This is a genomic window from Limnobacter alexandrii (assembly GCF_005871185.1).
Classification (GTDB): Bacteria; Pseudomonadota; Gammaproteobacteria; order Burkholderiales; family Burkholderiaceae_B; genus Limnobacter; species Limnobacter alexandrii.
On sequence record NZ_SWKN01000006.1, the window covers coordinates 1,011,021 to 1,034,135 of the forward strand.

The 23,115-nt window shown below is 53.5% G+C and carries 25 protein-coding genes; 20 read left to right on the forward strand and 5 right to left on the reverse strand.

The genetic code is table 11. The features are described from left to right. Positions 1–112: 112 nt before the first annotated feature. The 5 genes from aspA (at position 113) to FCS97_RS05075 (ending at position 4,772) form a co-directional block, all read left to right on the forward strand. Entirely contained in the window at positions 113–1,531 is a 1,419-nt protein-coding gene (aspA, locus tag FCS97_RS05055) for an aspartate ammonia-lyase (RefSeq protein ID WP_138517133.1), read from the forward strand. 78 nt (positions 1,532–1,609) lie between these two features. Further along, positions 1,610–2,509 (forward strand): transporter substrate-binding domain-containing protein, encoded by a 900-nt coding sequence (locus FCS97_RS05060; RefSeq protein WP_138517135.1) that lies wholly within the window; start codon positions 1,610–1,612, stop codon positions 2,507–2,509. A gap of 95 nt (positions 2,510–2,604) precedes the next feature. Further along, entirely contained in the window at positions 2,605–3,345 is a 741-nt protein-coding gene (locus FCS97_RS05065) for an amino acid ABC transporter permease (RefSeq protein ID WP_138517137.1), read from the forward strand. Continuing rightward, positions 3,345–4,031, forward strand: a complete 687-nt coding sequence (locus FCS97_RS05070; protein WP_138517139.1) for an amino acid ABC transporter permease — start codon at positions 3,345–3,347, stop codon at positions 4,029–4,031. Before FCS97_RS05065 ends, FCS97_RS05070 begins: the two co-directional genes overlap by 1 nt. Before the next feature lie 12 nt (positions 4,032–4,043). Further along, positions 4,044–4,772 (forward strand): amino acid ABC transporter ATP-binding protein, encoded by a 729-nt coding sequence (locus tag FCS97_RS05075; RefSeq protein ID WP_138517141.1) that lies wholly within the window; start codon positions 4,044–4,046, stop codon positions 4,770–4,772. 178 nt (positions 4,773–4,950) lie between these two features. On the opposite strand, the gene FCS97_RS05080 is transcribed toward FCS97_RS05075, so the two are convergent. Then, positions 4,951–5,757: a glycosyltransferase family 2 protein gene (locus FCS97_RS05080; RefSeq protein ID WP_138517143.1), complete on the reverse strand. Its 807-nt coding sequence runs from the start codon at positions 5,755–5,757 to the stop codon at positions 4,951–4,953. An 86-nt stretch (positions 5,758–5,843) separates the two neighbouring features. Here FCS97_RS05080 and waaC point away from each other — a divergent pair, with 86 nt between their 5' ends. Next, positions 5,844–6,809: a lipopolysaccharide heptosyltransferase I gene (waaC, locus tag FCS97_RS05085; RefSeq protein ID WP_138517145.1), complete on the forward strand. Its 966-nt coding sequence runs from the start codon at positions 5,844–5,846 to the stop codon at positions 6,807–6,809. 2 nt (positions 6,810–6,811) lie between these two features. Then, positions 6,812–8,134: a 3-deoxy-D-manno-octulosonic acid transferase gene (locus FCS97_RS05090; RefSeq protein ID WP_171035176.1), complete on the forward strand. Its 1,323-nt coding sequence runs from the start codon at positions 6,812–6,814 to the stop codon at positions 8,132–8,134. A gap of 18 nt (positions 8,135–8,152) precedes the next feature. Here FCS97_RS05090 and FCS97_RS05095 read toward each other — a convergent pair whose 3' ends face one another. Genes FCS97_RS05095 through FCS97_RS05105 form a run of 3 tightly spaced genes read right to left on the reverse strand, consistent with a single transcriptional unit; the run spans position 8,153 to position 10,950 of the window. Continuing rightward, on the reverse strand, positions 8,153–9,565 hold the full coding sequence (locus FCS97_RS05095; RefSeq protein ID WP_138517150.1) for a TolC family outer membrane protein: 1,413 nt from the start codon (positions 9,563–9,565) through the stop codon (positions 8,153–8,155). 13 nt (positions 9,566–9,578) lie between these two features. After that, a complete protein-coding gene (locus FCS97_RS05100; RefSeq protein WP_138517152.1) occupies positions 9,579–10,247 on the reverse strand; it encodes a protein-L-isoaspartate O-methyltransferase family protein in 669 nt (222 codons plus the stop codon). A 49-nt stretch (positions 10,248–10,296) separates the two neighbouring features. Then, on the reverse strand, positions 10,297–10,950 hold the full coding sequence (locus tag FCS97_RS05105) for a TetR/AcrR family transcriptional regulator (protein ID WP_171035177.1): 654 nt from the start codon (positions 10,948–10,950) through the stop codon (positions 10,297–10,299). 142 nt (positions 10,951–11,092) lie between these two features. On the opposite strand from FCS97_RS05105, the gene FCS97_RS05110 reads away from it, so the two are divergent. Genes FCS97_RS05110 through FCS97_RS05150 form a run of 9 tightly spaced genes read left to right on the forward strand, consistent with a single transcriptional unit; the run spans position 11,093 to position 18,180 of the window. Then, positions 11,093–12,013 (forward strand): branched-chain amino acid transaminase, encoded by a 921-nt coding sequence (locus tag FCS97_RS05110; RefSeq protein ID WP_138517155.1) that lies wholly within the window; start codon positions 11,093–11,095, stop codon positions 12,011–12,013. A 6-nt stretch (positions 12,014–12,019) separates the two neighbouring features. Then, positions 12,020–12,223, forward strand: coding sequence for a zinc-finger domain-containing protein (locus FCS97_RS05115; RefSeq protein ID WP_138517158.1), 204 nt, complete (start codon positions 12,020–12,022; stop codon positions 12,221–12,223). Further along, on the forward strand, positions 12,220–13,257 hold the full coding sequence (gene waaF / locus FCS97_RS05120) for a lipopolysaccharide heptosyltransferase II (RefSeq protein WP_281283832.1): 1,038 nt from the start codon (positions 12,220–12,222) through the stop codon (positions 13,255–13,257). Before FCS97_RS05115 ends, waaF begins: the two co-directional genes overlap by 4 nt. Positions 13,258–13,294: 37 nt before the next feature. After that, positions 13,295–14,149: a formyltetrahydrofolate deformylase gene (purU, locus tag FCS97_RS05125; protein ID WP_138517162.1), complete on the forward strand. Its 855-nt coding sequence runs from the start codon at positions 13,295–13,297 to the stop codon at positions 14,147–14,149. 15 nt (positions 14,150–14,164) lie between these two features. Continuing rightward, the gene (locus FCS97_RS05130) at positions 14,165–14,620 is read left to right on the forward strand and encodes a YybH family protein (protein ID WP_008249605.1); all 456 of its coding nucleotides are present in this window, start codon (positions 14,165–14,167) and stop codon (positions 14,618–14,620) included. A 15-nt stretch (positions 14,621–14,635) separates the two neighbouring features. Further along, entirely contained in the window at positions 14,636–15,634 is a 999-nt protein-coding gene (locus tag FCS97_RS05135; RefSeq protein ID WP_138517164.1) for a hydrolase, read from the forward strand. Beyond that, positions 15,627–16,268 (forward strand): DUF2946 family protein, encoded by a 642-nt coding sequence (locus FCS97_RS05140; RefSeq protein WP_171035178.1) that lies wholly within the window; start codon positions 15,627–15,629, stop codon positions 16,266–16,268. The genes FCS97_RS05135 and FCS97_RS05140 overlap by 8 nt, the downstream gene beginning before the upstream one ends. After that, on the forward strand, positions 16,265–17,386 hold the full coding sequence (locus tag FCS97_RS05145; RefSeq protein WP_138517168.1) for a S1C family serine protease: 1,122 nt from the start codon (positions 16,265–16,267) through the stop codon (positions 17,384–17,386). Before FCS97_RS05140 ends, FCS97_RS05145 begins: the two co-directional genes overlap by 4 nt. After that, positions 17,386–18,180 carry a tRNA threonylcarbamoyladenosine dehydratase gene (locus tag FCS97_RS05150; protein ID WP_138517169.1) on the forward strand — a complete coding sequence of 265 codons (795 nt, stop codon included), beginning with the start codon at positions 17,386–17,388 and terminating at the stop codon, positions 18,178–18,180. The genes FCS97_RS05145 and FCS97_RS05150 overlap by 1 nt, the downstream gene beginning before the upstream one ends. Here FCS97_RS05150 and msrA read toward each other — a convergent pair. Further along, positions 18,177–18,719: a peptide-methionine (S)-S-oxide reductase MsrA gene (gene msrA, locus FCS97_RS05155; RefSeq protein ID WP_138517172.1), complete on the reverse strand. Its 543-nt coding sequence runs from the start codon at positions 18,717–18,719 to the stop codon at positions 18,177–18,179. The genes FCS97_RS05150 and msrA overlap by 4 nt on opposite strands. Before the next feature lie 135 nt (positions 18,720–18,854). Between msrA and yajC the strand changes: the two genes are divergently transcribed. Genes yajC through FCS97_RS05175 form a run of 4 tightly spaced genes read left to right on the forward strand, consistent with a single transcriptional unit; the run spans position 18,855 to position 23,043 of the window. Next, entirely contained in the window at positions 18,855–19,196 is a 342-nt protein-coding gene (yajC, locus tag FCS97_RS05160) for a preprotein translocase subunit YajC (RefSeq protein WP_008249612.1), read from the forward strand. Between the two features lie 9 nt (positions 19,197–19,205). Next, a complete protein-coding gene (gene secD, locus FCS97_RS05165; RefSeq protein ID WP_138517175.1) occupies positions 19,206–21,098 on the forward strand; it encodes a protein translocase subunit SecD in 1,893 nt (630 codons plus the stop codon). A 31-nt stretch (positions 21,099–21,129) separates the two neighbouring features. Next, complete coding sequence (gene secF, locus FCS97_RS05170; RefSeq protein ID WP_138517177.1) at positions 21,130–22,083, forward strand: protein translocase subunit SecF; 954 nt, start codon at positions 21,130–21,132, stop codon at positions 22,081–22,083. A 24-nt stretch (positions 22,084–22,107) separates the two neighbouring features. Then, a complete protein-coding gene (locus FCS97_RS05175; RefSeq protein WP_138517179.1) occupies positions 22,108–23,043 on the forward strand; it encodes a PilZ domain-containing protein in 936 nt (311 codons plus the stop codon). Positions 23,044–23,115: the final 72 nt, after the last annotated feature.

The window sequence follows — 23,115 nt, forward strand, 5'->3', positions numbered from 1 at the left end:
TAGGGTTTCTTTGGATATGCGAGAAATGCATGGTTTAATGCTGATTAAGTATTGGAGTGCAGGGCACTAAAGATTTAGCATGGCCCACATTCGAAATTCGTCAGGGGATGACATGGTCAAGCAACACTCGGAGCATCGCGTGGAAAAAGATCTTCTCGGAGAGAAGAAAATTCCCGTGGAGGCTTATTGGGGTGTGCACACCAGCCGCGCTGTCGATAATTACCAAATCACCGGATTCCCCCTCTACAATGCCCCCGAGTTGATCAATGCGCTGGCCGCTGTCAAATGGGCAGCCACCAAGGCCAACGCTGATCTCGACACTGTTCCCCATGATTTGGCCAAAGCCATTACCCAGGCTTGCAAGGAAATTCGCACTGGCAAACTTCATGACCAGTTTGTGGTCGATGTGATTCAGGGCGGAGCTGGCACCTCAACGAACATGAATGCCAACGAAGTAATCGCCAACCGCGCCATTGAAATACTGGGCGGCAAGAAGGGTGATTACAAAATGGTTCATCCCATTGAACACGTGAATGCGTCGCAAAGCACGAACGACGTTTATCCAACCGCAGTAAAAATTGGTCTGATCAATGCCATCTCTGGCTTGCTGGTCGCCATGGAAGAACTGAAAGAGGCCTTTGGTGAAAAGGCCTTTGAATTCCGGAAAATCCTGAAAATTGGTCGCACGCAGCTGCAAGACGCTGTGCCCATGACCCTTGGGCAAGAGTTCGCAACCTTCTCGGTCATGTTGGGTGAAGACATGGCTCGCCTTCGAGAGGCCACCAGCCTGATTTCCGAGATCAACCTGGGTGCCACCGCAATCGGCACTGGTATCAACACCGATCCGGAATACGCAGCCCGGGCTCGTCATTACCTCGAAGAAATTACCCAGTTGGGTTTGGTCACTGCCGCAGATCTGGTCGAGGCCACTCAGGACACTGGCTCATTTGTGCAGCTTTCAGGCGTGCTCAAGCGTGTGGCGGTGAAGCTGTCCAAAATGTGCAACGACTTGCGTTTGTTGTCCTCGGGCCCCCAGGCTGGCTTGAATGAAATTAACCTGCCGCCCCGTGCCGCTGGCTCGTCCATCATGCCGGGCAAGGTGAACCCGGTGATACCGGAAGTGGTGAATCAGGTGGCATTTGAAGTGATTGGAAACGATGTGACCGTGACCATGGCGGCCGAGGCAGGGCAACTGCAATTGAACGCGTTCGAGCCCATCATTGCATGGAGTCTTTTCAAGAGCATTTACCACTTAACAGCGGCCTGCAAAACCCTGACCAAAAATTGCGTATTAGGGATTACCGCAAATGAGTCACTTTTGCGTCAAAGGGTCGAGGAATCAGCCAGTTTGGCCACCTCACTGAACCCTTACATAGGCTATGATCAAGCATCTGAGATTGCAAAAACTGCATTGAAAACTGGCCGGAAGGTTTCCGAGCTTGTTCTCGAAAAAGGCTTACTGTCAGAGCAGCAGTTGAATGAAATTCTCAGGCCCGAGGTTCTTACCCGCCCTCGGAGAATAAAACTTTAATACCGTCACGAACCTGGTTCGTAAGGCGTAGGGTGTGTGCACAGTTTGTGCTTAATTTTTTTCATTCAAGGAGCAAAAATGAAAAGGAATCTCCTCGCAGCAGCGCTGGCCGTGGCCACTGTAGCCGCTGTTCAGCCCGCAGTTGCCCAAGATCTTACGGGTACTCTGAAAAAGATTTCCGAGACCAAAACGATTGTCGTTGGTTACCGTGAGTCCTCTGTTCCATTTTCATACCTGGACAACAACCAAAAGCCCATCGGCTACCACATGGACATGTGTAACAAGGTCGTTGATGCAGTCAAGGCCAAGTTGAAAATGCCAAACCTGAATGTGCAATTGCAGCCCGTCACTTCTGCAAACCGCATTCCTTTGCTGCAAAACGGCACCATTGACATGGAATGCGGTTCAACAACCAACTCCGTGGCCCGTCAAGAGCAGGTTTCATTTGCCAACAGCACGTTCATTACCAGCGTGAAAGTGGTTGTGAAGAAAAGCAGTGGCATCAAGTCATTGGCAGATCTGGATGGTCAACCAATTGCCACCACTTCCGGTACTACTTCTGTTCAGCTGATCAAGCAAAACGAGAAGGGTGCGAACATCAACTTCAAGGAAATTTACGGCAAGGACCACGCTGAAAGCTTCTTGTTGGTGGCCAACGACCGCGCCAAGGCTTTCGTGATGGACGACATCTTGATCGCAGGTTTGGTTGCGCAAAGCAAGAATCCTGACGAGTTCATGTTCCTGCCAGAAATTCTGCGTACAGAACCTTACGGCATCATGCTGCGCAAGGACGATCCACAGTTCAAGGCTTTGCTCGACGAATCTGTCAACGGCATGATCAAGTCTGGTGAAGCTGAAAAGTTGTACACCAAGTGGTTCATGAACCCCATTCCACCGAAAAACGTGAATCTGAACTTCCCCATGTCTCCCCTGTTGAAGGAAGCATTCGCGAATCCAAACGACAAAGGCGTTAAATAACCAGCCCTAGTCAGTCACGGGCCGGCTGTGCGTTTTCAACGTAAGCCGGCCTTTTATATGTATTGGCCGAGAATATTGACTCGGGAGTATCCAAAATGAATAGCGACCTGAATTGGCTGTTGTTTTTTCAGCCGATCGTGGAAGGTGAAACCCTGGTGTGGTGGGAAATGCTGTTTTCCGGCCTGCTATGGACCCTTGCCACTTCTGCAGTTGCGGGCGTCATCGCCTTCACTGTGGGCTCATTGATGGGTGTGTTGCGTACAACGTCCAGCAAGCCATTGGCTTTTCTGGGCAATACGTATGTGGAAATTTTCCGCAACATTCCACTCATCGTACAGTTTTTTCTCTGGTATTTTGTGGTGCCAGAATTCATCCCGGCCCTGAAAGAATGGTCGATTGAGCAAGACCCCACTTTCGTACAGTTCCTGGCGTCCGTGGTTTGCCTTGGTTTGTTTACTGCGTCCCGGGTGGCCGAGCAGGTCAAATCGGGTATTTTGTCACTGTCGCGCGGGCAACGCGCTGCGGGTTATGCCTTGGGCTTGACCGAAGGTCAAACCTATCGCTTTGTGCTGCTGCCCATGGCGTATCGAATCATTGTTCCGCCCATGACCTCAGAGGCGATGAACCTGATCAAGAACTCGTCAGTGGCACTGACAATCGGCCTGACCGAACTCACTTTCCGAACCCGAGAAATGGGCGAAGTCACCTTTGCATTCTTTGAGGCTTACATCGCGGCCACTGTGTTGTATGTGATCGTGGCAATGACCGTAAACAGGGTCATGGCATTGGTTGAGCGCCGCACTGCTGTGCCCGGCTACATCACGGGGGGCAAATAATGAACGATTTTGACTTCAGTGCAATCAGCACGTCGCTACCCTACCTGATGCAAGGTCTTGGCTACACGGTGCAGCTGACCGTGGTGGCTTGTCTGGGGGGTATTTTCTTTGGCACCCTTCTCGCGTTGGCGCGTTTGTCCGGCATCAAGCCTTTGGCGATGATTGCAGCAGGCTATGTCAACCTGATGCGTTCCATTCCCCTGATTCTGGTCATTTTCTGGTTTTACTTTCTGGTGCCCATTGTTTTGCAATCGGTCATGGGGTACGAGCGTCCACCACAAATTGGTCCAGACCGGTCAGCCTACATCACCTTCATCATGTTTGAAGCAGCGTTTTTCTGCGAAATCATGCGGGCCGGCATTCAAAGTATTCCGAAGGGGCAGGTTGCTGCGGCGCAAGCGCTTGGCTTGAATTACCGTTTGACCATGGCGAAAATTGTGCTGCCCCAGGCCTTCCGCAACATGCTTCCCGTGTTGTTGACACAAACCATTATTTTGTTCCAGGACACCTCGCTGGTGTACGTCTTGTCTGTAACCGATTTCCTGGGCGCTGCCTCCAAAATCGCGCAGCGCGACAGTGCATTGGTCGAGATGTACACATTTGTGGCCCTGGTTTATCTGGCGATCTGTTTCAGCTTGTCGATGCTGGTCAAAGCGCTCCAGAAAAAAACTCAAATCATTCGATAACAGGAGAGCACTGTGATTGAAATCAATAAAGTAAGTAAGTGGTACGGCAGTTTTCAGGTGCTCACCAATTGCACAACCTCAGTTAAAAAAGGGGAAGTCGTGGTGGTCTGTGGCCCATCGGGTTCTGGCAAGTCCACCTTGATTAAAACCGTGAACATGCTGGAGCCTTTCCAGGAAGGCACTATCACCGTTGACGGCATTTCTGTGGGCGCAAAAGGCACCGATCTGCCCAAGTTGCGTTCACGCGTGGGCATGGTCTTCCAGAACTTTGAATTGTTTCCTCACCTTACCATTACCGAGAATTTGACCTTGGCACAAATCAAGGTTCTGGGTCGATCCAAAGAGGAGGCCACTGCCAAAGGTCTTGGTTTGCTGGATCGGGTGGGTTTGAAGGCTCAGGCAGCGAAGTTTCCGGGGCAGTTGTCGGGCGGGCAGCAGCAACGTGTGGCGATTGCACGAGCCTTGTCAATGGATCCAATTTGCATGTTGTTTGATGAGCCTACGTCAGCGCTCGATCCGGAAATGGTGAACGAGGTGCTGGATGTCATGGTTGAATTGGCCCACGAGGGCATGACCATGATGTGCGTAACCCATGAAATGGGTTTTGCTCGAAAGGTTGCCGACCGCGTTATTTTTATGGACCAAGGCAATATTGTTGAAGACTGCACCAAGGAAGACTTCTTTGGTACACCACGCTCCGAGCGTGCGCAGTTGTTCCTCTCAAAAATTCTGGGTCACTGATCCAGCGTTTCATGCTGCCGGGGCTTTGCGCGTCGGCAGCACTTTATTTCAATGCCGACTATTAACGCCGGTGATCTTGGAATTCTTCGATCGCAAGCGACCTGCATTCTTGCGATGCATTGGCGATGTGTCACCGCCCAAGCCCCTGAACCTGCGCAATCCACACGCCGCAAGCCAATCAGCGTTCCTGCTTTTGCTGCATCAACTCGCGTGTTTTCGCGTATTTCATAAAGCTGTTGAAGCACCCAATCGCAATGTGCACCAAGCCGGGCCAGCCGTCCAGAAAGCCCTTGCGCACGAAGTAAAACTTGATGAACCGAACCGCGGGTGACAACACCAGCTTGCCCAGCCCTGGCCACTTTCCACGTGAGGCCAGTGCTTGCGCCTGAATGCTGGTGTAACGGTTTTGTTTAACCAGATAGCTTTCAAGGCTTTCAGCTGATTCATGCAACAAATCGCCTTCCAGCTTTTCAAAGCGGGCGCCGGGAATGCTGCTTTCTACTTTCTCGTGGACAGCGTCATCGCTCCAGTTTGCAGCCCGTCGGTTGAACAAGCGGCGTGAATAGTCCGGATAGCCCTCGCCGTGGCGAAGGTAGCGTCCCAGGAAAAAGTTGCAGCGTGGCATGTCAAACCCGGCAATATCGGCAGGTAACAGGCCATGTTCAGCTTGCTGAATGACCGCGCGAATGCTGCGTTCCAGTTCGGGAGTTATGCGTTCGTCTGCATCCAGGCACAGCACCCAATCGTGCGTGGCTTGGGCCACTGCGAATTGCTTTTGAGGGCCAAAGCCAAGCCAGTCTTGCTGCACAACCCGGGCTCCGAATTTCTGGGCAATCTCGATCGTGTGGTCACAGCTGTTGGAGTCCACCACCACCAGGTCGGCGCAAAATTGCAGGCTTTCCAGGGCCGCGGCAATTTGTTTGTCCGCGTTCAAGGTGATCAGCACGGCGGACAAGGCAATGCGGTTGTTGGCTGCTGTGTTCAAATTTATCGTTCCTTGGCTGAGCGGATTCGGAATGGTTGCTCGCTTGCCGCTTACAATGATGCGGTTGCGATCAACCTAAGCGCTAGATGAAGCGTATCTTAATTGTTAAGACCACTTCCATGGGAGATGTCATTCACGCCTTGCCGGTTTTGAATGACATTCATGCCCACAATCCAGCTGTCCAGATCGACTGGATGGTCGAAGAGCCATTTGCTGACCTCGTGCGTGGAAGCCGCCATGTTCACGAGGTAGTGCCGGTTAACTTGCGCAAGTGGCGCAAACAGGGAATTCGTTACACTTGGCAGCAATGGAAGTTGTTGAGAAACCAATTGGCTGACCGGCAATACGACGCCATTGTTGACTTGCAGGGATTGATCAAAAGCGCTGTGTTGGCGCGGGCCGCAAAAGGCACGCTGATGGGCCCTGGTTTTTCTTATGCCAAAGAAAGCCTGGCTTGCCTTTTTTATTCGAAGCGAGCGGGTTGGGATCCACAAGCCCACGCGGTTGAGCGTTTGCGTGAACTGGCAGCCGGGCTGTTGGGCTACCGTTTGCTGGGCAAGCCTGTTTTTTACGACATTACCCCGCAAAAAGTACTGCCTGCCATTCCCCGTGGTGCTGAGATCTGGTTTTTACATGCCACAGCCCGCGATGAAAAAAAATGGCCAATCGTCAAATGGCGTGAGCTGGCGCATCGATTCTCTGATCTTGGTTATGCGGTCAAACTGCCTTGGGGCAGCGATGCTGAACAGCAGCAAGCGGAAAAAATTGCGGTGGGCATTGCCCGTGTCGAGGTGTTGCCTCGCATGGCTCTGGGCGAGTTGCGAGTCCGTCTTGAAAAGGCCGGCCTGGTTGTTGGCGTGGACACCGGTATAACGCATTTGGCAGCCGCGCATTATTTACCCATGGTGGCCTTGTTTTTTGCAACGCCAGCCTGGCGATTTGCACCCCGGTTTAACCCACATGCCATCAGCCTGGGCGATGTGGGCCGAGAACCTGCTGTGGGTGAAGTGTTTGAAGCGGCAACGCGTCTGCTACGGGGAAACAAGCTTTGAGTGTGTCTGCTCGCATCTTTTTGTGGCTTTACAGCCTGATCCTTTTTTTGCTTCAGCCGGTTTTGGCCTTGTATTTGCTCAAACGCAGTATTCGGCAATCCGAATACAGGCAGGGGTGGGAGCAACGTTTTTTGGCGCGCTTGCCTGAAATTAATCCAGTCCCGCCGGGGCAACAGCGAATTTGGGTGCATGCGGTGTCGGTGGGGGAGGCGCATGCCGTTTCCCCTTTGGTTCAGCATTGGGCCAAGGTTTATCCGCAGCACCAATGGGCAATTTCCTGCACCACACCCACGGGTTTGGTCACTTGCCAGCAACTTTATTCGGCATTGAACAATGTTCAGTTTTTTTATTTGCCCTACGATCTGCCCTATCTGGTTGCGCGCACGCTCAAGCAAGTGCATGCGCATGCCCTGTGGGTGGTTGAAACCGAGCTTTGGCCCAATTTGCTGTTGGGTGCCGCCAAGGCCGGGGTGAACACCGCTTTGCTCAATGCCCGTGTTTCACCCACCACCGGCAAGCGATTGGCCCAATTTGGACTAATCAGCAAACCTGTATTGAATAGCCTGGGTACCTTGATTGCCCAAACCCATGCCGATGCCACCGTATTCGAAAACATTGGCCGACCCGTGGATGCGGTGTGTGGCAACCTGAAGTTTGATGTGGCGCTGAAACCTGAGCTGGCCACCATGGGGCGTAGCTGGCGTTCGGCCACCCAGGCCGAGCAAGTGGTGCTGTTTGCGAGCAGTCGGGAAGGCGAAGAAGCCTTGTTGCTGGATGCCTTGAACCGCAGTCAATTTTTCAAACGCATGCCCAAGGCCAGTGTGTGGATTGTGCCGCGCCACCCGCAGCGCTTTGACGAGGTGTTTGACCTGATGGTCGAGGCCGCCACGCGAATGGGCGTGGCCCGCCCGGTGCGCCGAAGTGCTTCATTCAATGCGGGCAGCAATATTGCACTGGCGGGGTTTGGGCAGGCTAGGCTGGTGTTGGGCGACTCCATGGGGGAAATGCCTGCGTATTACAGCGTGGCTGACCTGGCTTTGTTGGGTGGCTCCTGGCTGCCTTTTGGCGGACAAAACCTGATTGAGGCCTGCGCTTATGGCTGCCCCGTGTGGATGGGACCGAATACCTTCAATTTTGCCAAGGCTGCAGAGGATGCACTGGCTGCCAAAGCGGCCCGCCGATTCGAGCATTTGTTGGCGGCCTGTGAGTTTTATCTGAGTGGTTTTCAGGGCAATGACGAGGCCAAGAAAGCCGCCTTTGCCTATGCCCGGGGGCATCGTGGCGCAACCCAGCGCAGCTTCGATGTTTTGAACCGAACAATTTAAGCCGCTTTTGAACTTTGCTTATGGAACCAGAAGCTGATTGATCTGTTTCAGCGATTCCGCGTTTAATTGCCCAGCCACTGCTTGAAGTTCAAGCATGTTGATCAAGCTGGCGTACTTGGCTTTGAACAGGTCACGTTCAGTGGCATTGAATTGTTGCTGGGCATTCAATACATCGACATTGATTCGAATGCCGACTTCGTAGGCAGTTTTATTCGATTTCAATGCCAGTTCGCTTGAGGCCAGCGCTGTTTCCAGTGCTTTCACCTGAGCTAGGCTGGTTTGCACCCCCAAGAAAGCCGACTTTGCAGCCTGCGTGGCATTCCTGCTCGCAAGTTCTACGTTGTTCATTGCTTTTTCCAGCAGCGCAGCTTGCTGGCGTACCTGGCTTTGTGTGCCGCCACCGCTAAAAATCGGCACGTTCATCACCAGGCCAATCGTGGTGCTGTCAACGCCCAAATCGAACGGTCGCCCTGTATTCCCATCAAAAATCTGCTGCTCGGTTTCAACCATTTGCGCAGTCAGGTCAAGGGTAGGCAAGTGCCCATATTTGGCTTTGTTGCTCTCGCCTTTGGCGATCAGCCTTGAAAGTCGTACCTGTTGGGCCACCAGGTTGTTGTTGCGGGCCTGTTCGGCCCAGGCTTCAGCGGTGTTCGGTACCGGGGCACTTATTTGTGTTGAAGGGGCAAGTGTGGCCAGTTCATTCACAGGCATTCCCACAATGGTTTCCAGTTGCAGTTGGCGCTGGGCCAGTTGGTTTTGGGCTGCCAGTTCCTGGGCCACAGCAAGATCGAATCGGGCCTGGGCCTCCTGCTGGTCGGTGACCGTGGCGCTGCCCACCTCAAAATTGGCTTTTGCCAAGGCCAGTTGTTCAGTAATGGCTGTTTTCTGGTCGCGAATACTGGCCAAGTCGTCTTGCGCAGTCAGCAAGTCGAAATAAGCACGGGTCAGTCGCAAAACCAGGTCTTGTTCAGCTTGTTGAAAGCGCAGCTTGGCAACTTCGCCGCTTAATTGGCTTTGTTTGTAAGTTTCCCAGGCTTGGGGGCGAAACAGTGCCTGGTTTAGCACCAGGCTGTAGGTGCCGGGGTTGCGGCTTGCGTCGATCGACATGCCAAACGCTTCGTAAGTATTCTCTTGTTTTTCAATGCGTGCCCCAAGGTTAATGTTGGGCAGCAAAGCTGAAAACGCCTGGTTTTCAGTTTCAAGGTCGGCTTGCAATTGCGCAGCCGCCGCCTTGAAGGTTGGGTCATTTTGCTTGGCCAGGCTGTAAAGCGTGATCAGGTTTTGAGGGTTGGCCGTTTGACCGGCCGTGCTTTGTGCCCACGCCGCATTGCCAATAATTAAAATACCCAATAGCCCCAGAAAGGCATTCGACAAAAACTGCTTAAAGCCCGATGTGTTTCGCAAAAATACTGGTTGATCGGGCTGGGTCATGAATCCCTTGTCCTTAGAATACAAATTCGCTGGCTTTGGGTGCGTTGGTCAACACCTTGGTCATGGTTTCAAACAAGGGCGTGGTAATCAGCTGGCCATCGCGGGACTTGCGGGCCAATACCAGTTGCATGGCAGGTGCCTGGCCAATGACCGCCATCAGCCGTCCCAACGGGTTGACTGCCTCCAGCAGGCCGGCGGGCATGATGGGGGTGGCGCCAGACAGCACAATGGCATCAAACTGGCCAAGGGTTGGGGCCAACTGAAATCCGCAGCCCTCAAGCACTTTCACTCGGGTAATGCCATTTTTCTTCAAGTTGCTGCGGGCCAGTTCGGCAATTGCCGGGTTCAGCTCTATGGTGGTGACATGGGCGCATTGTTGCGCCATCAGCGCGGCCATGTAGCCGGTGCCTGTGCCAATTTCCAGCACCTTTTCATGCGTACCCAACTCAAGTTCTTGCAGAATGCGAGCTTCCATTTTTGGGCTGAACATGGCCTCGCCCGTGTCTGCGCCATTCACGCGAATCGGAAGGTCGCAATCGGTGAATGCCAGTTTGTCCAGCCCAGTGCTCACGAAGTTCTCGCGTTTGATGATCTCAAGCAAATCAAGCACCTTCTGGTTCAACACGTTCCAGGGGCGAATTTGTTGTTCAATCATGTTGAAGCGGGCTTTCTCGAAGTCCATGGCGGGTTCTCGCGTGGGGAAAATGGGTAACTCGCTATTTTAGCAAATTTTATGCAACACGCGATGTCTGCGGGCAAGTCAAACCATTCAGCACCATTTGAATGTGCGCCTCAATGTAACGCATCGGGTTGGTTTCCACGCCGCAGCAGCCATCCATGGTTCGTTTCCACAAACCCAGGGTAACCAGCGGTGCGCACAGCACTTGGGCAGCGTACTCGGTGTCGATGTCTGCAAACTCGCCGCGGGAAATGCCCCGTTTCAGCACGGATTCCAGGTAGTCCCACCAAGGACGAACCACTTCGTCGTAGAAGAAGCGTGCCAATTCGGGAAAGGCATTGGCTTCGGACAGCACAATTTTGGTGATGCTGCTTAGTTTGGTCGATCCGTACTTCAACCACCACAGGTGGATGGCTTCGCGAATCAGGGTGGCCGAGCTTTTGTCGGGTTCCAGAAGGTTTCTTGCCTCTTCGACGATGGGTGAAACATGTTCTTTCACCACGGCTTTCAGCAATTCTTCCTTGTTGGAGTAATACAGGTAAACCGTGCCTTTGCTGACACCTGCGCTTTTGGCCACGTCCTCAAGACGGGCCCCAGCGAATCCTTTTTCGCTGAAAATGGTCAGTGCAGCATCGAGTAGTTCTTGTGGGCGCTCTTGTTTTCTACGCGTCCAACGGGGTTGAGCATTCGCCAGACATTGCTTCATAGGTGTACTTCTTTTTTTAGAGTGGTTGATTGCACTATAGTGGTTCATTCTTCACCGAGTCAACGTAGTGCGCCCAATTCGGTGCTTGTTGGGTTGTAGAATATGTCGGTTTGGTAAATCTTGGAATTTCGGAGAATTCAGCATGTCAATGGCCGATCGCGATGGCTTTATCTGGTTTGACGGCAAACTTGTGCCGTGGCGTGAAGCGCAAATTCACGTGCTTACCCACAGTTTGCACTATGGTTTGTCGGTGTTCGAAGGTGAACGTGCCTATAAAACTGACAAAGGCCCAGCCATTTTCAGGTTAAAGGAGCACACCGATCGCCTGTTCAATTCAGCCCACATTTACCGCATGAACATGCCTTACACCCGTGAGCAAATCATGGAAGCCTGTTGCGAAGTGGTGCGTGCGAACAATCTGGATTCCTGTTACATCCGCCCAATTGCCTTTTATGGCTCCGAGAAAATGGGCGTGTCGCCCAAGGGTGCTGCAACCCACGTGGCCATTGCCGCCTGGCCTTGGGGGGCTTACCTGGGCGAAGAAGGCCTGCAAAAAGGCATTCGGGTTAAAACATCGTCGTATGCCCGTCACCATGTGAACGTGACCATGGCGCGTGCCAAATTTGCAGCCACCTACGCCAACTCCATTCTGGCCAACACCGAAGCCATTCAAGACGGATACGACGAAGCGCTGTTGCTTGATGTGGACGGCTTTGTGGCTGAGGGTGCAGGCGAGAACGTATTTGTGATTAAAGACGGTTGTATTTTTGAGCCTGAAATTGCTTCGGCCTTGGTCGGTATTACCCGCTCAACCATTATTTCTTTGGCTCGTGAAATGGGACTGGAAGTGAAAAGCAAGCGCTTGACTCGCGATGACATTTACATTGCCGATGAGTGCTTCTTCACCGGCACTGCGGCGGAAGTGACCCCTGTGCGCGAGTTGGACAACCGCACCATCGGTGCAGGTTCACGCGGCCCGATCACGGAAGAGTTGCAAAAGCGTTATTTCGATGTGGTGTATGGTCGAAATGAAAAATACGAACACTGGCTGACACGGGTGTAATTCATCATGATCAGTGACAAAAAAGCAAAACACGAAACTGTGCAACTGGATGGCGACGAGCTGCCTGCGTTTTGTCCCAACCCGGCCATGCCGGTGTGGAACACACACCCCAAGGTTTACCTGGATGTGACCAAAACAGGCAAGGCCACCTGCCCTTATTGCGGCACGGTGTACACCTTGAAGCCTGGTGCAAAAGTACACGCACATTGAAAGTTTTAGTTGTTGCGCCCAATTGGATCGGCGATGCGGTCATGAGCCTGTCGCTGATCCAAGCCATGCATCAAGACAATACGCTGCGGTTTGCGGACGGCCGGCCTTGCGAAATCCATGTGCTTGCCCCACCCGTAACCGCACCGGTATACCAGTTCAGTCACGCAGTGCGTGCAGTACAGGTCGAACCTTTTTCTCACGGTAAGTTGCAATGGGGTTTGCGCAGACAGGTGGGTGCATCCCTTGCTGGTCGTGGTTTCGACATGGCGGTGGTGTTGCCCAATTCACTGAAGTCTGCCTTGGTGCCCTGGTTTGCGAATGTTCCCAAACGGGTGGGCTACAGTGGCGAACTTCGCACAGCCGTACTCACGCACCCATTGCCCAAACCCTCCAAAAAAGCCAAACCACCCATGATTCAGTGGTACGGCCAACTTGGGGCCTACTCCGGCGACCTGCTTGAATATCCAGTGTTGAACGTTGAAGCGGGCATGTGCAGTGCTGCATGTGCCGAGTTTGGTTTGCAGCCAGGTTTTTTGGCCTTGGCGCCTGGTGCCGAGTTTGGCCCAGCCAAACGCTGGCCCGCCGAGCATTTTGCTGAAGTGGCGGCCGAGTTTTTGTTGCGCAATCCCTTGCAGAAGGCCGTGCTGTTTGGCGGCCCCAAGGATTCTGGTTTTTGCAGAGAAATTGTCAGCCTGCTGCCTTTGGATTTGCAAGCCCGTGCCTGTGGCCTGGCTGGTAAAACAAGTTTGGCCCAGGCAGTGGCTTTGCTGTCGGCAGCAAGCCAGCTGTTGACCAACGATTCTGGTCTAATGCATGTGGCTGCTGCCTTGAATGTACAGGTGCATGCGGTGTTCGGTTCAAGCAGTCCGCACCACACCCCGCCTTTGAGCAGCAAGGCCAAAGTGTATTACCTCAATCTGGAGTGCAGCCCTTGTTTTCAGCGTGAGTGCCCCTTGGGTCACACCGATTGCCTGAAAAAGCTGGAGCCGAAAATGGTGTTGGAACAGCTGGTGCCTGCTTCTCAGGGAGTATGATCTTACAAGCCCATTTTCAACGCACCCTGGCCTTACCATGCGTGATTACATCCTGACTATTTCTTGCCCGGACACCACGGGCATTGTGTACAACGTCAGCAAATTTTTGTTTGACCAACAGTGCAATATTCTGGACTCCGCCCAGTTCGGCGACGAGTCAACCAATCTGTTTTTTCTTCGTGTGCATTTTTCATTGCCCCTTGAAAGCAAGCTGACGGAAGTCGAGTTACAGGCCAACTTTGCCAAGGTGGCCGAACCTTTTGCCATGAAGTACCAGTTTTTTGATGCGCGTGTGAAGCCCCGCGTGCTGCTGATGGTGTCCAGGTTCGGGCATTGCCTGAACGACTTGCTGTTTCGCTGGAAAAGTGGGCAATTGCCCTGTGAAATTCCTGCCATTGTCTCGAATCACCAGGATTTCGCTTTGTTGGCCGCTTCGTATGGTGTGCCGTTTTACCACCTGCCCGTGAAGGCCGAGGCGAAGGAACTTCAGGAAACGCAAATTCGCCAAATTATTGAGCGTGAGAACATTGACCTGGTGGTGCTGGCCCGTTACATGCAAATTTTGTCGCCGGAATTGTGTCGCGACATGTTGGGTCGCGTGATCAATATTCATCACAGCTTTTTGCCAAGCTTCAAGGGTGCCAAGCCCTATCAGCAGGCATTTGACCGGGGTGTCAAGTTGATTGGTGCCACAGCGCACTACGTGACCTCTGATCTGGATGAGGGGCCAATTATTGAACAGGACGTCGCGCGCGTGGATCACTCGCTGACCCCTGAAGAACTAACAGCACGCGGTCGCGACACTGAATGTATGGTGTTGGCCCGCGCCGTGAAGTGGCATTGTGAGCACCGTGTGGTTTTGAACGGGTCGAAAACCGTGGTGTTTCAGTGAACTGGAGTGTGTTGAATGTCCCGAGCCAAAGTTATTCATTCTTCACCGCAAGACATCGAGCAAGCCTTTTACGAGGCGCTTGAAGCGGCCGATCTGGAAGCCCTGATGGACCTGTGGGCTGACGATGAACATGTGGTGTGTATTCACCCGGGCGGTCCCCGCGTGGAGGGTTATCACGATGTGCGCGACTCCTGGAAAGAAATTCTTTCGGCGGGTGCTTTGCAAATTCGCGTGGTGCCAGTTCACCGTGTGGAAGGCGTGATGGTGTCGGTTCACAACATTGTTGAACAGGTCATGATGAGCAGCTCCCGGGGCGAGCCCCACGTGGTGCAGGTGAATGCAACCAATGTGTACCACAAGGGGCCGAATGGCTGGAAAATCGTGATGCATCACGCAAGCCCCGCCATGGATTCTGAAGAAATGGTCGAGGACGATTTGTCCGATTTCGACCCGCAGCCCACGCTGCATTAATTGCGCTGAGGCAGCATGGTGTACCGCCCGCCCTGGTGGCTTCCCGAGGGGCACTCCCAAACCATCATGGCCGCGCGTTGGGCCAACAAGCCCAGCGTGCACTATCACCGTGTGCGCTGGAATACGCCCGATAGCGACTTCATCGACCTCGATTTCACTGAGCCTCCTGAGCAAGCTGCAAAACACCACACGTTGTGGGTGCTGTTTCATGGCCTTGAGGGTTGCTCGCGCAGCCACTACAGCCTTGCTGTCATGAACCAGGCCCGCATGGCGGGGGCCTTGGGCGTGGTGGTTCATTTTCGGGGGTGTTCCGGCGAAAACAATTTGATGCCGCGTGCCTATCATTCCGGCGATTCTGCTGAAATGGACTGGATTCTGCGCCGCCTGCGCGGACAGTTTCCGGCAGTTGCGCACATGCATGTGACGGGTGTCTCATTGGGTGGCAATGTGTTGTTGAAGTGGCTGGGCGAGCAAGAAAAGCAGGCGCAAGAGGTGGTCAGTTCAGCAGTGTCGGTGAGTGCACCGGTTGATTTGCTGGCGGGTGCCGTGTCGCTGGCCAAAGGTTTTAACCTGGTTTACACCCGCATGTTTTTAAGCACTTTGGTACCGAAGTCAATTGACAAGGTCAAGCGCTTTCCCGAATTGGGAAAGGTTGAGGACATCGCCAATTGCAAAGACTTCTTCGATTTTGACAACCGCGTCACAGCCCCCTGGCACGGGTTTCGGGATGCAGAGCATTATTACGCCGTGTCTTCGGCCAAGCCGCTTTTAAAACACATTGCCGTGCCCACCCTGATGATTCACGCAAAAAATGATCCATTCATGAGCGGTCAGCATTTGCCCTCACCCCACGAGGTTTCTTCACAAGTGAGGTGCCTGTTCACCGAGCATGGTGGCCATGTGGGTTTTGCCAATGGCCGCAGTTTGCGCCTGGGGCTGGACTGGTTGCCCAAGCAGTGCGATGCTTTCTTTGCGCAGCACCCTGCAAAGCACTCAGGAGCAAGCCGTGGATGATCTTGTTGAAAAAGCGCTGGCACGCTGGCCCAATGTGCCGGCCATTGCGGGTTGGCTTAAGCTTAACTTGCAGGGCGACTGGCTGCTCACCGGGCCAGTGCCTGAGGGGTTGACCATCAGCCACCCTCGTATTTTGAACTTCATGGCCCGCAATTATGGCTGCGAGGCTGATGGGCGTTATTATTTTCAGAACGGTCCCCAGAAGGCCTATGTGCACTTGGCCTACACGCCTTGGGTATACCGCATTCATCCCTTGGAACATGGCGATTTGATGCTGAGCACCCACACCGGCCTGGTGGGCTGGCCCGTGGGCATGTATCAGGATGAACAGGGCAGGGTGCTCATTGAGAGCGAGCTGGGTATCGGCCTGTTGCACAGCAATGACATGGACCTTCTTGCAGTGGGCCTGCAAGAACAAAAGGGCGAACTGGTTCACCAAGCCAGTTGGGCGGTGCCTGAAATAGACCCCGACACCCTGATTGCCGCGCGCACCAAACTGCGCCGCGATAAAAACACGTCCACGGGCCGACGCATTTGCACCTTGAAATTGCTGCCCATTGAATCAAGCGTTGTGGCCCAGCGTTTTCAGTTCAACCCGAATCCCGAAGTTAACCAGCAGGATCCAAATTCGTGAAACCGAACCAGAATCAACGCGGTGCCTCAGCCACCGCATTGCTCGCTTTTGTGTTGTTTGTGGCTTTGCTGTATGTGCTGTACAACCAGTCAAGCATCGAAAACCTGTTCACCAGCCGCCCTGAGAATGTCGCGCCGCGTGTGGTCGAGGCGCGGGGCGATCTTGCCGCAGGCGAAAAAAGCGTGGTTGAACTGTTTGAAGTCTCCAAGGCGTCCGTGGCTTATATTTTTACGGAAAGCGTACAGGGTCAACTGTTTTTTCGGCGTGTGGCTGAGGGTACAGGTTCAGGTTTTATTTGGGACGATGCCGGGCACATTGTGACCAATGCCCACGTGGTGGAGGGGGCCAGCCGCATTCGCGTGCAGCTGGATGATTCTGAGCCCCTGCCTGCCCGCTTGGTGGGTATTGCCCCCTCGTACGATCTCGCGGTGATTCGTTTGGTCAGCAAACCCGCCAATTTGCGGCCTATCCCCGTGGGCACCTCTGGTGACCTGCTGGTGGGGCAGTCGGTGTTTGCCATTGGCAACCCCTTCGGTTTGTCCAAAACGCTCACGGCGGGCATTGTCAGCGCCTTGGGGCGTACCTTGCCTGTCAGCAACGGGCGTGAAATTCCTGATGTGATTCAAACCGATGCGGCCATTAACCCTGGCAACTCGGGTGGCCCCTTGCTGGATTCCGCCGGGCGCTTGATCGGTGTTAACACCGCCATACTGTCGCAAAGTGGTACTTCCGCCGGTGTGGGCTTTGCAATTCCCGTCGACCTGGTCAATGAAATTGTGCCGCAATTGATCGAGCGTGGTACCTTGCCTCGCCCGGGTATCGGCATTGCAGTGGCTGATGAGTCGCTGGCCCGTCGGCTGGGAATTCGCGGCATTGCCGTCATGGGTGTTGAGCCTGGTTCGCCCGCAGCCCAATCTGGTTTGAAGCCGTTTGATTTGCAGGCCGGTGTGGTGGGCGACATCATCATTGCCGTGGACCGCAAGCCTGTGGCCAATGTGTTGCAGCTCTCGAAAGCGCTTGAGGCTGTTGGCGTGGGCGGCACGGCCAATTTACTCGTGATGCGGGGTGACGACACCCGTGAAGTGGCTGTGAGCATAGTCGATTTGGAAGCGCGTTGATGGACGAAGCAATCGATGGGTATTCAGATTTGGGCCGACGTTTCGGCGGACTGAGCCGCCTGTATGGCGATGGTGCCCATGAATTTCTCAATCAACATGTTCACGCCATGGTGGTGGGTGTGGGTGGGGTGGGCTCTTGGGCAGCCGAGGCTTTGGCTCGCAGCGGTGTAGGCCACATTACTCTCGTTGACATGGACCATGTAGCCGAAAGCAATATTAACCGGCAAATTCAGGCCCGTGATGCAACCTTGGGCCAGGAGAAAATCAAGGCGCTGGCCGATCACATTCACAGCTATTACCCTCAGTGCCGAATCACCCTGGTGGATGCGTTCCTGGAGCCCGATAGCGCTCAGACTTTGTTGAATGAATTTGCCGCTGCAAGCGGTGAACACAAAGTGTTGCTGGATTGTTGCGACAATGTACGCGCGAAGGTGGCCATGGTGCATTGGGCCAAACGTTTGAATATTGCCGTGGTGTTGTCGGGCAGCGCGGGTGGAAAAACCAAACCCTGGCTGGTGCAGCCTGCCGATTTGCGCGACACCACCAACGACCCGTTGCTGGCCAAGGTGCGGTACACACTGCGCCGTGAACACGGGTATGCCAAAGACCCGAAGAAAAAACTGGGTGTGGCGGTTTTTTATTCAGCAGAACAAGTCAAGCGAAGCGACGCCTGCGAACCAGCTGCAGGACTGAATTGCGCAGGTTACGGCTCGGTGGTGACCGTGACTGCCACCATGGGCATGCAAATGGCCGCATGGGCCATTGCGCATTGCATGGTGAAACGTAAAACCTAACGTTTGAACAGATCGCCAAACAGGTCTTCAGCCTTTTCAACCTTGGGTGCCACCACATAAGCGCAGTAGGGCTGCATGGGGTTGTTCTCGAAGTATTCCTGGTGGTATTTCTCGGCCGGAAAATAATTCAGCAAAGGCGAAATCTCGGTGACCACCTTGTCACGGAAAATTTTCCGTTTTTCCAGGTCTTCAACAAAAGCCACGGCGGTGTCGCGTTGCTCGGGCGTGTGAAAGAAGATGACAGAGCGGTACTGCGTGCCCACGTCGTTGCCTTGCCGGTTCAAGGTGGTGGGGTCATGAATGGCAAAAAATACGGCCAAAATTTTACGAAATGAAATCAGTTCCGGATCATAGTGCAGCCGAATTACCTCCGCATGCCCGGTTTTGCCACCGCACACCTTGTCGTAATTGGGGTTGGGGTCACTTCCCCCGCTGTAGCCGGATTCGCACAACTCAATTCCCTTGAGTTGCCGGAAAACAGCTTCCGTGCACCAGAAACAACCTCCACCCAAGGTTGCCTGTTCTATCTTGCTCGACATAGATCAAAGCCTGTTTTTATTGTTCCCACAATCGCTAAGTGAATCTTTAAGTGGAACCCAAGTCAAGCCTTTTGGTCTGAATTTTAGGTGTCAAGCGTTGTATACTCGGCGCGAACCCATCACAACTTTAAGGAGATGACTGTGATTTCATCCGCGTTTGCGCAATCCGCAGCCGCTGGCCCGGAAAGTGGCCTTTTAAGCTTCCTGCCCCTCATTTTGATGTTCGGCGTGCTTTATTTTTTGGCCATTCGTCCCCAAATGAAGCGTCAGAAAGAACACAAAGCCATGGTTGAAGCCCTGCAAAAAGGCGATGAAGTGATCGCCTCGGGTGGTTTGCTGGGCAAAATCAGCAAAATCAACGAATCGTACATCACGCTGGAAGTAGCCGAAATGGGTGACAAGCCTGTTGAAGTTGTGCTGCAACGCGCTGCTGTACAAAGCCTGCTGCCTCGCGGCACCCTGAAAGAAACACGTTAATTTGCTGTCATGAATCGATACCCTGTCTGGAAGTACCTGATGATCGCCATTGTGTTGGTGCTGGGTGTGTTGTACACCCTTCCCAATTTTTATGGCGAAGCGCCTGCTGTGCAAATTTCAAGTGGCAAGTCCACCTTGAAATTGTCTCCCGGTTTGGCTGAGCAATTGTCAAGCCAGCTCGAGGCGCAGGGTATGAAGCCTGACGGGGTGTTTTTCGAGGAAACACTGGGCGGCGGAACGCTGAAATTAAGGTTTAACTCCTCGGAAGAGCAGTTGAAGGCGCGCGACTTTTTGCAAAGTCAGCTCAACCCTGACCCGTCCGACCCAGACTACATTGTTGCGCTCAATTTGTTGTCCCGTTCGCCCGATTGGCTGACCAGCATCAATGCATTGCCCATGTACTTGGGGTTGGACTTGCGCGGTGGTGTGCATTTCCTGCTGCAGGTGGACATGGATGCAGCGCTTGAAAAACGCAAAGACGCCTTGCTGGCCAGTGCCAAGCAAACCCTTCGCGAAGAAGACTTGCGTTACGCCAGCGCACCGCGCACTGCGGCGGGTTTCAGCCTGACTTTCCGGGATGCGGAAGCCCGCAACAAGGCACAGGCCGCCCTGACCAAGGAATACCCAGATTTGCAGCTTGCTGCTCCCGAAAGCGGTTCAGAATTCGCGCTTGTGGCGACTCTGGCACCTGAAATTGAGCAGCAGGCGCGCGAGTATGCCTTGCGCCAGAACATCACGACGCTGCACAACCGGATTAATGAATTGGGTGTGGCTGAACCTGTGATTCAACGCCAGGGTGCGGACCGCATTGTGGTTCAGTTGCCCGGCGTGCAAGACACCGCGAAAGCAAAAGATATTTTGGGCAGAACCGCCACGCTGGAAGTGCGCATGGTCGACGACAGCCCCGAAGCCCAGTCTGCTTTGGCCAGTGGCATTGTACCGTTTGGCCTGGAGCGCTTCACCGAACGTGGTGGCCGCGATTTGCTGTTGAAGTCGGAAGTAATTTTGACTGGCGACAACCTGACCGATGCGCAAGCCGGCTTTGACAATCAAACCCAGGAACCAGCAGTGCATTTGACGCTGGACAGCCAGGGTTCACGTATTTTCCGCAACATCACTGCCGAGAGTATTGGCAAGCGCATGGCCATTGTGCTGATTGAGAAAGGCAAGGGTGAGGTGGTTACAGCCCCGGTGATTCGCGGTGAAATTGGCGGTGGTCGGGTGCAAATTTCCGGCAGCATGAACACCGTGGAATCTGCCGACCTGGCCCTGTTGTTGCGTGCGGGTTCGCTGGCTGCGCCAATGGACATTATTGAAGAGCGCACCATCGGCCCAAGCCTGGGGGCTGACAACATCGACAAGGGTCTGAATTCGACCTTGTACGGCTTCATCGCGCTGGGCATTTTCATGATGGCCTACTACCTCCTGTTTGGCGTGTTTTCGGTGTTTGCGCTGGCGGTGAACGTGTTGCTGCTGTTTGCCCTGTTGTCTGTGTTGCAAGCCACTTTGACGCTGCCAGGTTTGGCGGCGGTCGCCCTTACCTTGGGTATGGCGATCGATGCCAACGTGTTGATCAACGAGCGTATTCGTGAAGAACTGCGGGAGGGGGCAGCACCTCAACAGGCGATCGCAGCGGGCTATGAGCGTGCCTGGGCTACCATTCTTGATTCGAACATCACCACCTTGATTGCTGGTTTGGCTTTGCTGATTTTTGGTTCGGGCCCAGTGCGCGGTTTTGCTGTGGTGCACTGTTTGGGTATTCTGACTTCAATTTTCAGTGCCGTTGTGGTGTCGCGCGGTGTGGTCAATCTTTGGTACGGCCGCAAAAAGAAACTGGAAGCTGTGAGCATTGGGCAAATTTGGCGCCCCACTGCCGGCACAGCCGTGGCAAAAAAAGCCTGACCACCAACTGAACAAAGCGAATTAAAAGCAAATGGAACTATTCAGAATCAAAAACGACATTCCGTTCATGCGGCATGCCAAGTTGTTCAACATTATCTCGGTGCTCACCTTTCTGGCGGCGGTATTCTTTCTGTTCCACAAAGGCCTGAACCTGAGCGTGGAGTTCACAGGCGGTGTGCTGGTTGAGGCCCGCTATTCACAACCCGCTGAACTTGAAAAAATTCGCGAAGGTTTGCGTGCAACTGGCATCGATGAGCCACAGGTGCAGAACTTTGGTACGGCGCGAGATGTATTGGTGCGCTTGGCCGTGAAAGATTTGCAATCTGGCGTATTGGGAACCGAGGGCAAGTTGAACCAGCAGGCGATGACAGAACAGGTGCTGAACCTGGGCGGTCCAGGTGTGCAACTCATGCGCGTGGAGTTTGTTGGGCCGCAGGTTGGTCGTGAGCTTGCTGAAAATGGTGTGATCGCCCTGATGGTGGTGATAATTGGCATCATGATTTATCTGGCTCTGCGCTTTGAATGGAAATTTGCCGTGTCGGCCATCGTCGCCAACCTGCACGACGTGGTGATCATTCTCGGTTTCTTTGCCTTTTTTGGCTGGGAGTTCTCCCTGTCTGTATTGGCAGCGGTGTTGGCAGTCTTGGGTTATTCGGTGAATGAATCGGTGGTGGTGTTTGACCGCATTCGGGAAACGTTCAGAAAGGTACGCAAGATGTCGGTTCCCGAGACCATCGATCACGCGATCACCCGAACCATTTCCCGCACTATTATTACCCACGGTTCAACCCAGATCATGGTGTGTTCCATGTTGTTTTTTGGTGGTCCCACCTTGCATGGCTTTGCCTTGGCGTTGACCATCGGTATTTTGTTTGGTATCTACTCATCTGTGTTGGTGGCCAGCCCCATGTTGATTTGGATGGGCCTGACCCGCGAAGACCTGGTCAAACCGGTGAAGAAAGACAAAGAATTTGAGACCCCGTAAAAAGGGCTTAGTGAGTGAGGCAGCGTGGACAATCCCAAAGACCTTTCGCCTTTGGCCAAGGGCGATATTGAAATAGGCAAGGCGCTGCCATTCGCCATTTATGATCGAAGCGGGGTACTGCTGTTGGCCGAGGGCCAGTCTGTAGCAAGCCAAAAGCAGCTTGACGAACTGGCCGCCAAGGGGTTGTACCACAACCCTCGTTGGGCTGCTACCAAGTTTGTCATTCAGCCTGGCAAGCCTCCAATCGATTCAAACGCCCTGCCCAGACTGCTTCCCGCCAAGCAAACCTTCGAAGATCCCTTTGAAACCGGCAGTCAGCTCAAAATGTTTGCTCAAGGCCAGGTAAAAGATCCATTTCATGTGCGTTTGATCGGCAGCATTCCTCAGGCGGCTATTCTGATTACGCACCCTACGCGGGATGGCAAATGCGTGTTTACCAAAGAGGGGCAGGTGTGGGAGTTCCAGGCCACTTATGGCTTGTCCATTCACCGCTTCAGTTCAATGATCGAAAAGGTGTTGTTGTCGCCACACCCGCTCATCGTGATGTCATGGCCGCATGAAACTCACCGGGAGTCACAAGTCATTCGTCGGGCCAGGCGTGTGAACTGTGATTTACCAGCTACAGTGCGCTTGCATGGCACTGCCCCAGGCCAAATCGATTCGATGGCGGTGGTGATCGACAATATTTCAACGAGCGGTCTGGAGCTTTTGTTTCCGAAAACGGTGGCCTTGAATGCTGGGCAGACAATCTCTATTGCGTTTCAGCTTGTTTTGGACACCAGAAAATACCTTGTAGAGTGTGATGCTGAGGTAGTATCCAAGCCTCGAGATTCCAACAACACCAGTTCCACCTATGGATTTGTTCTCAAGACATTGACGGATTCACAGTTCGCAGTAATCCACGCATTTGTAGGTGATCGATTAAATCAACGTTTGGGGCCACAGTTTTTTCTCAGTTGATATTGGAAGACTTTTGTATCACCTGAGTTAGGTTATCTGGGTGGTATTTTTCAATCTGTCTGTCGTGAATAA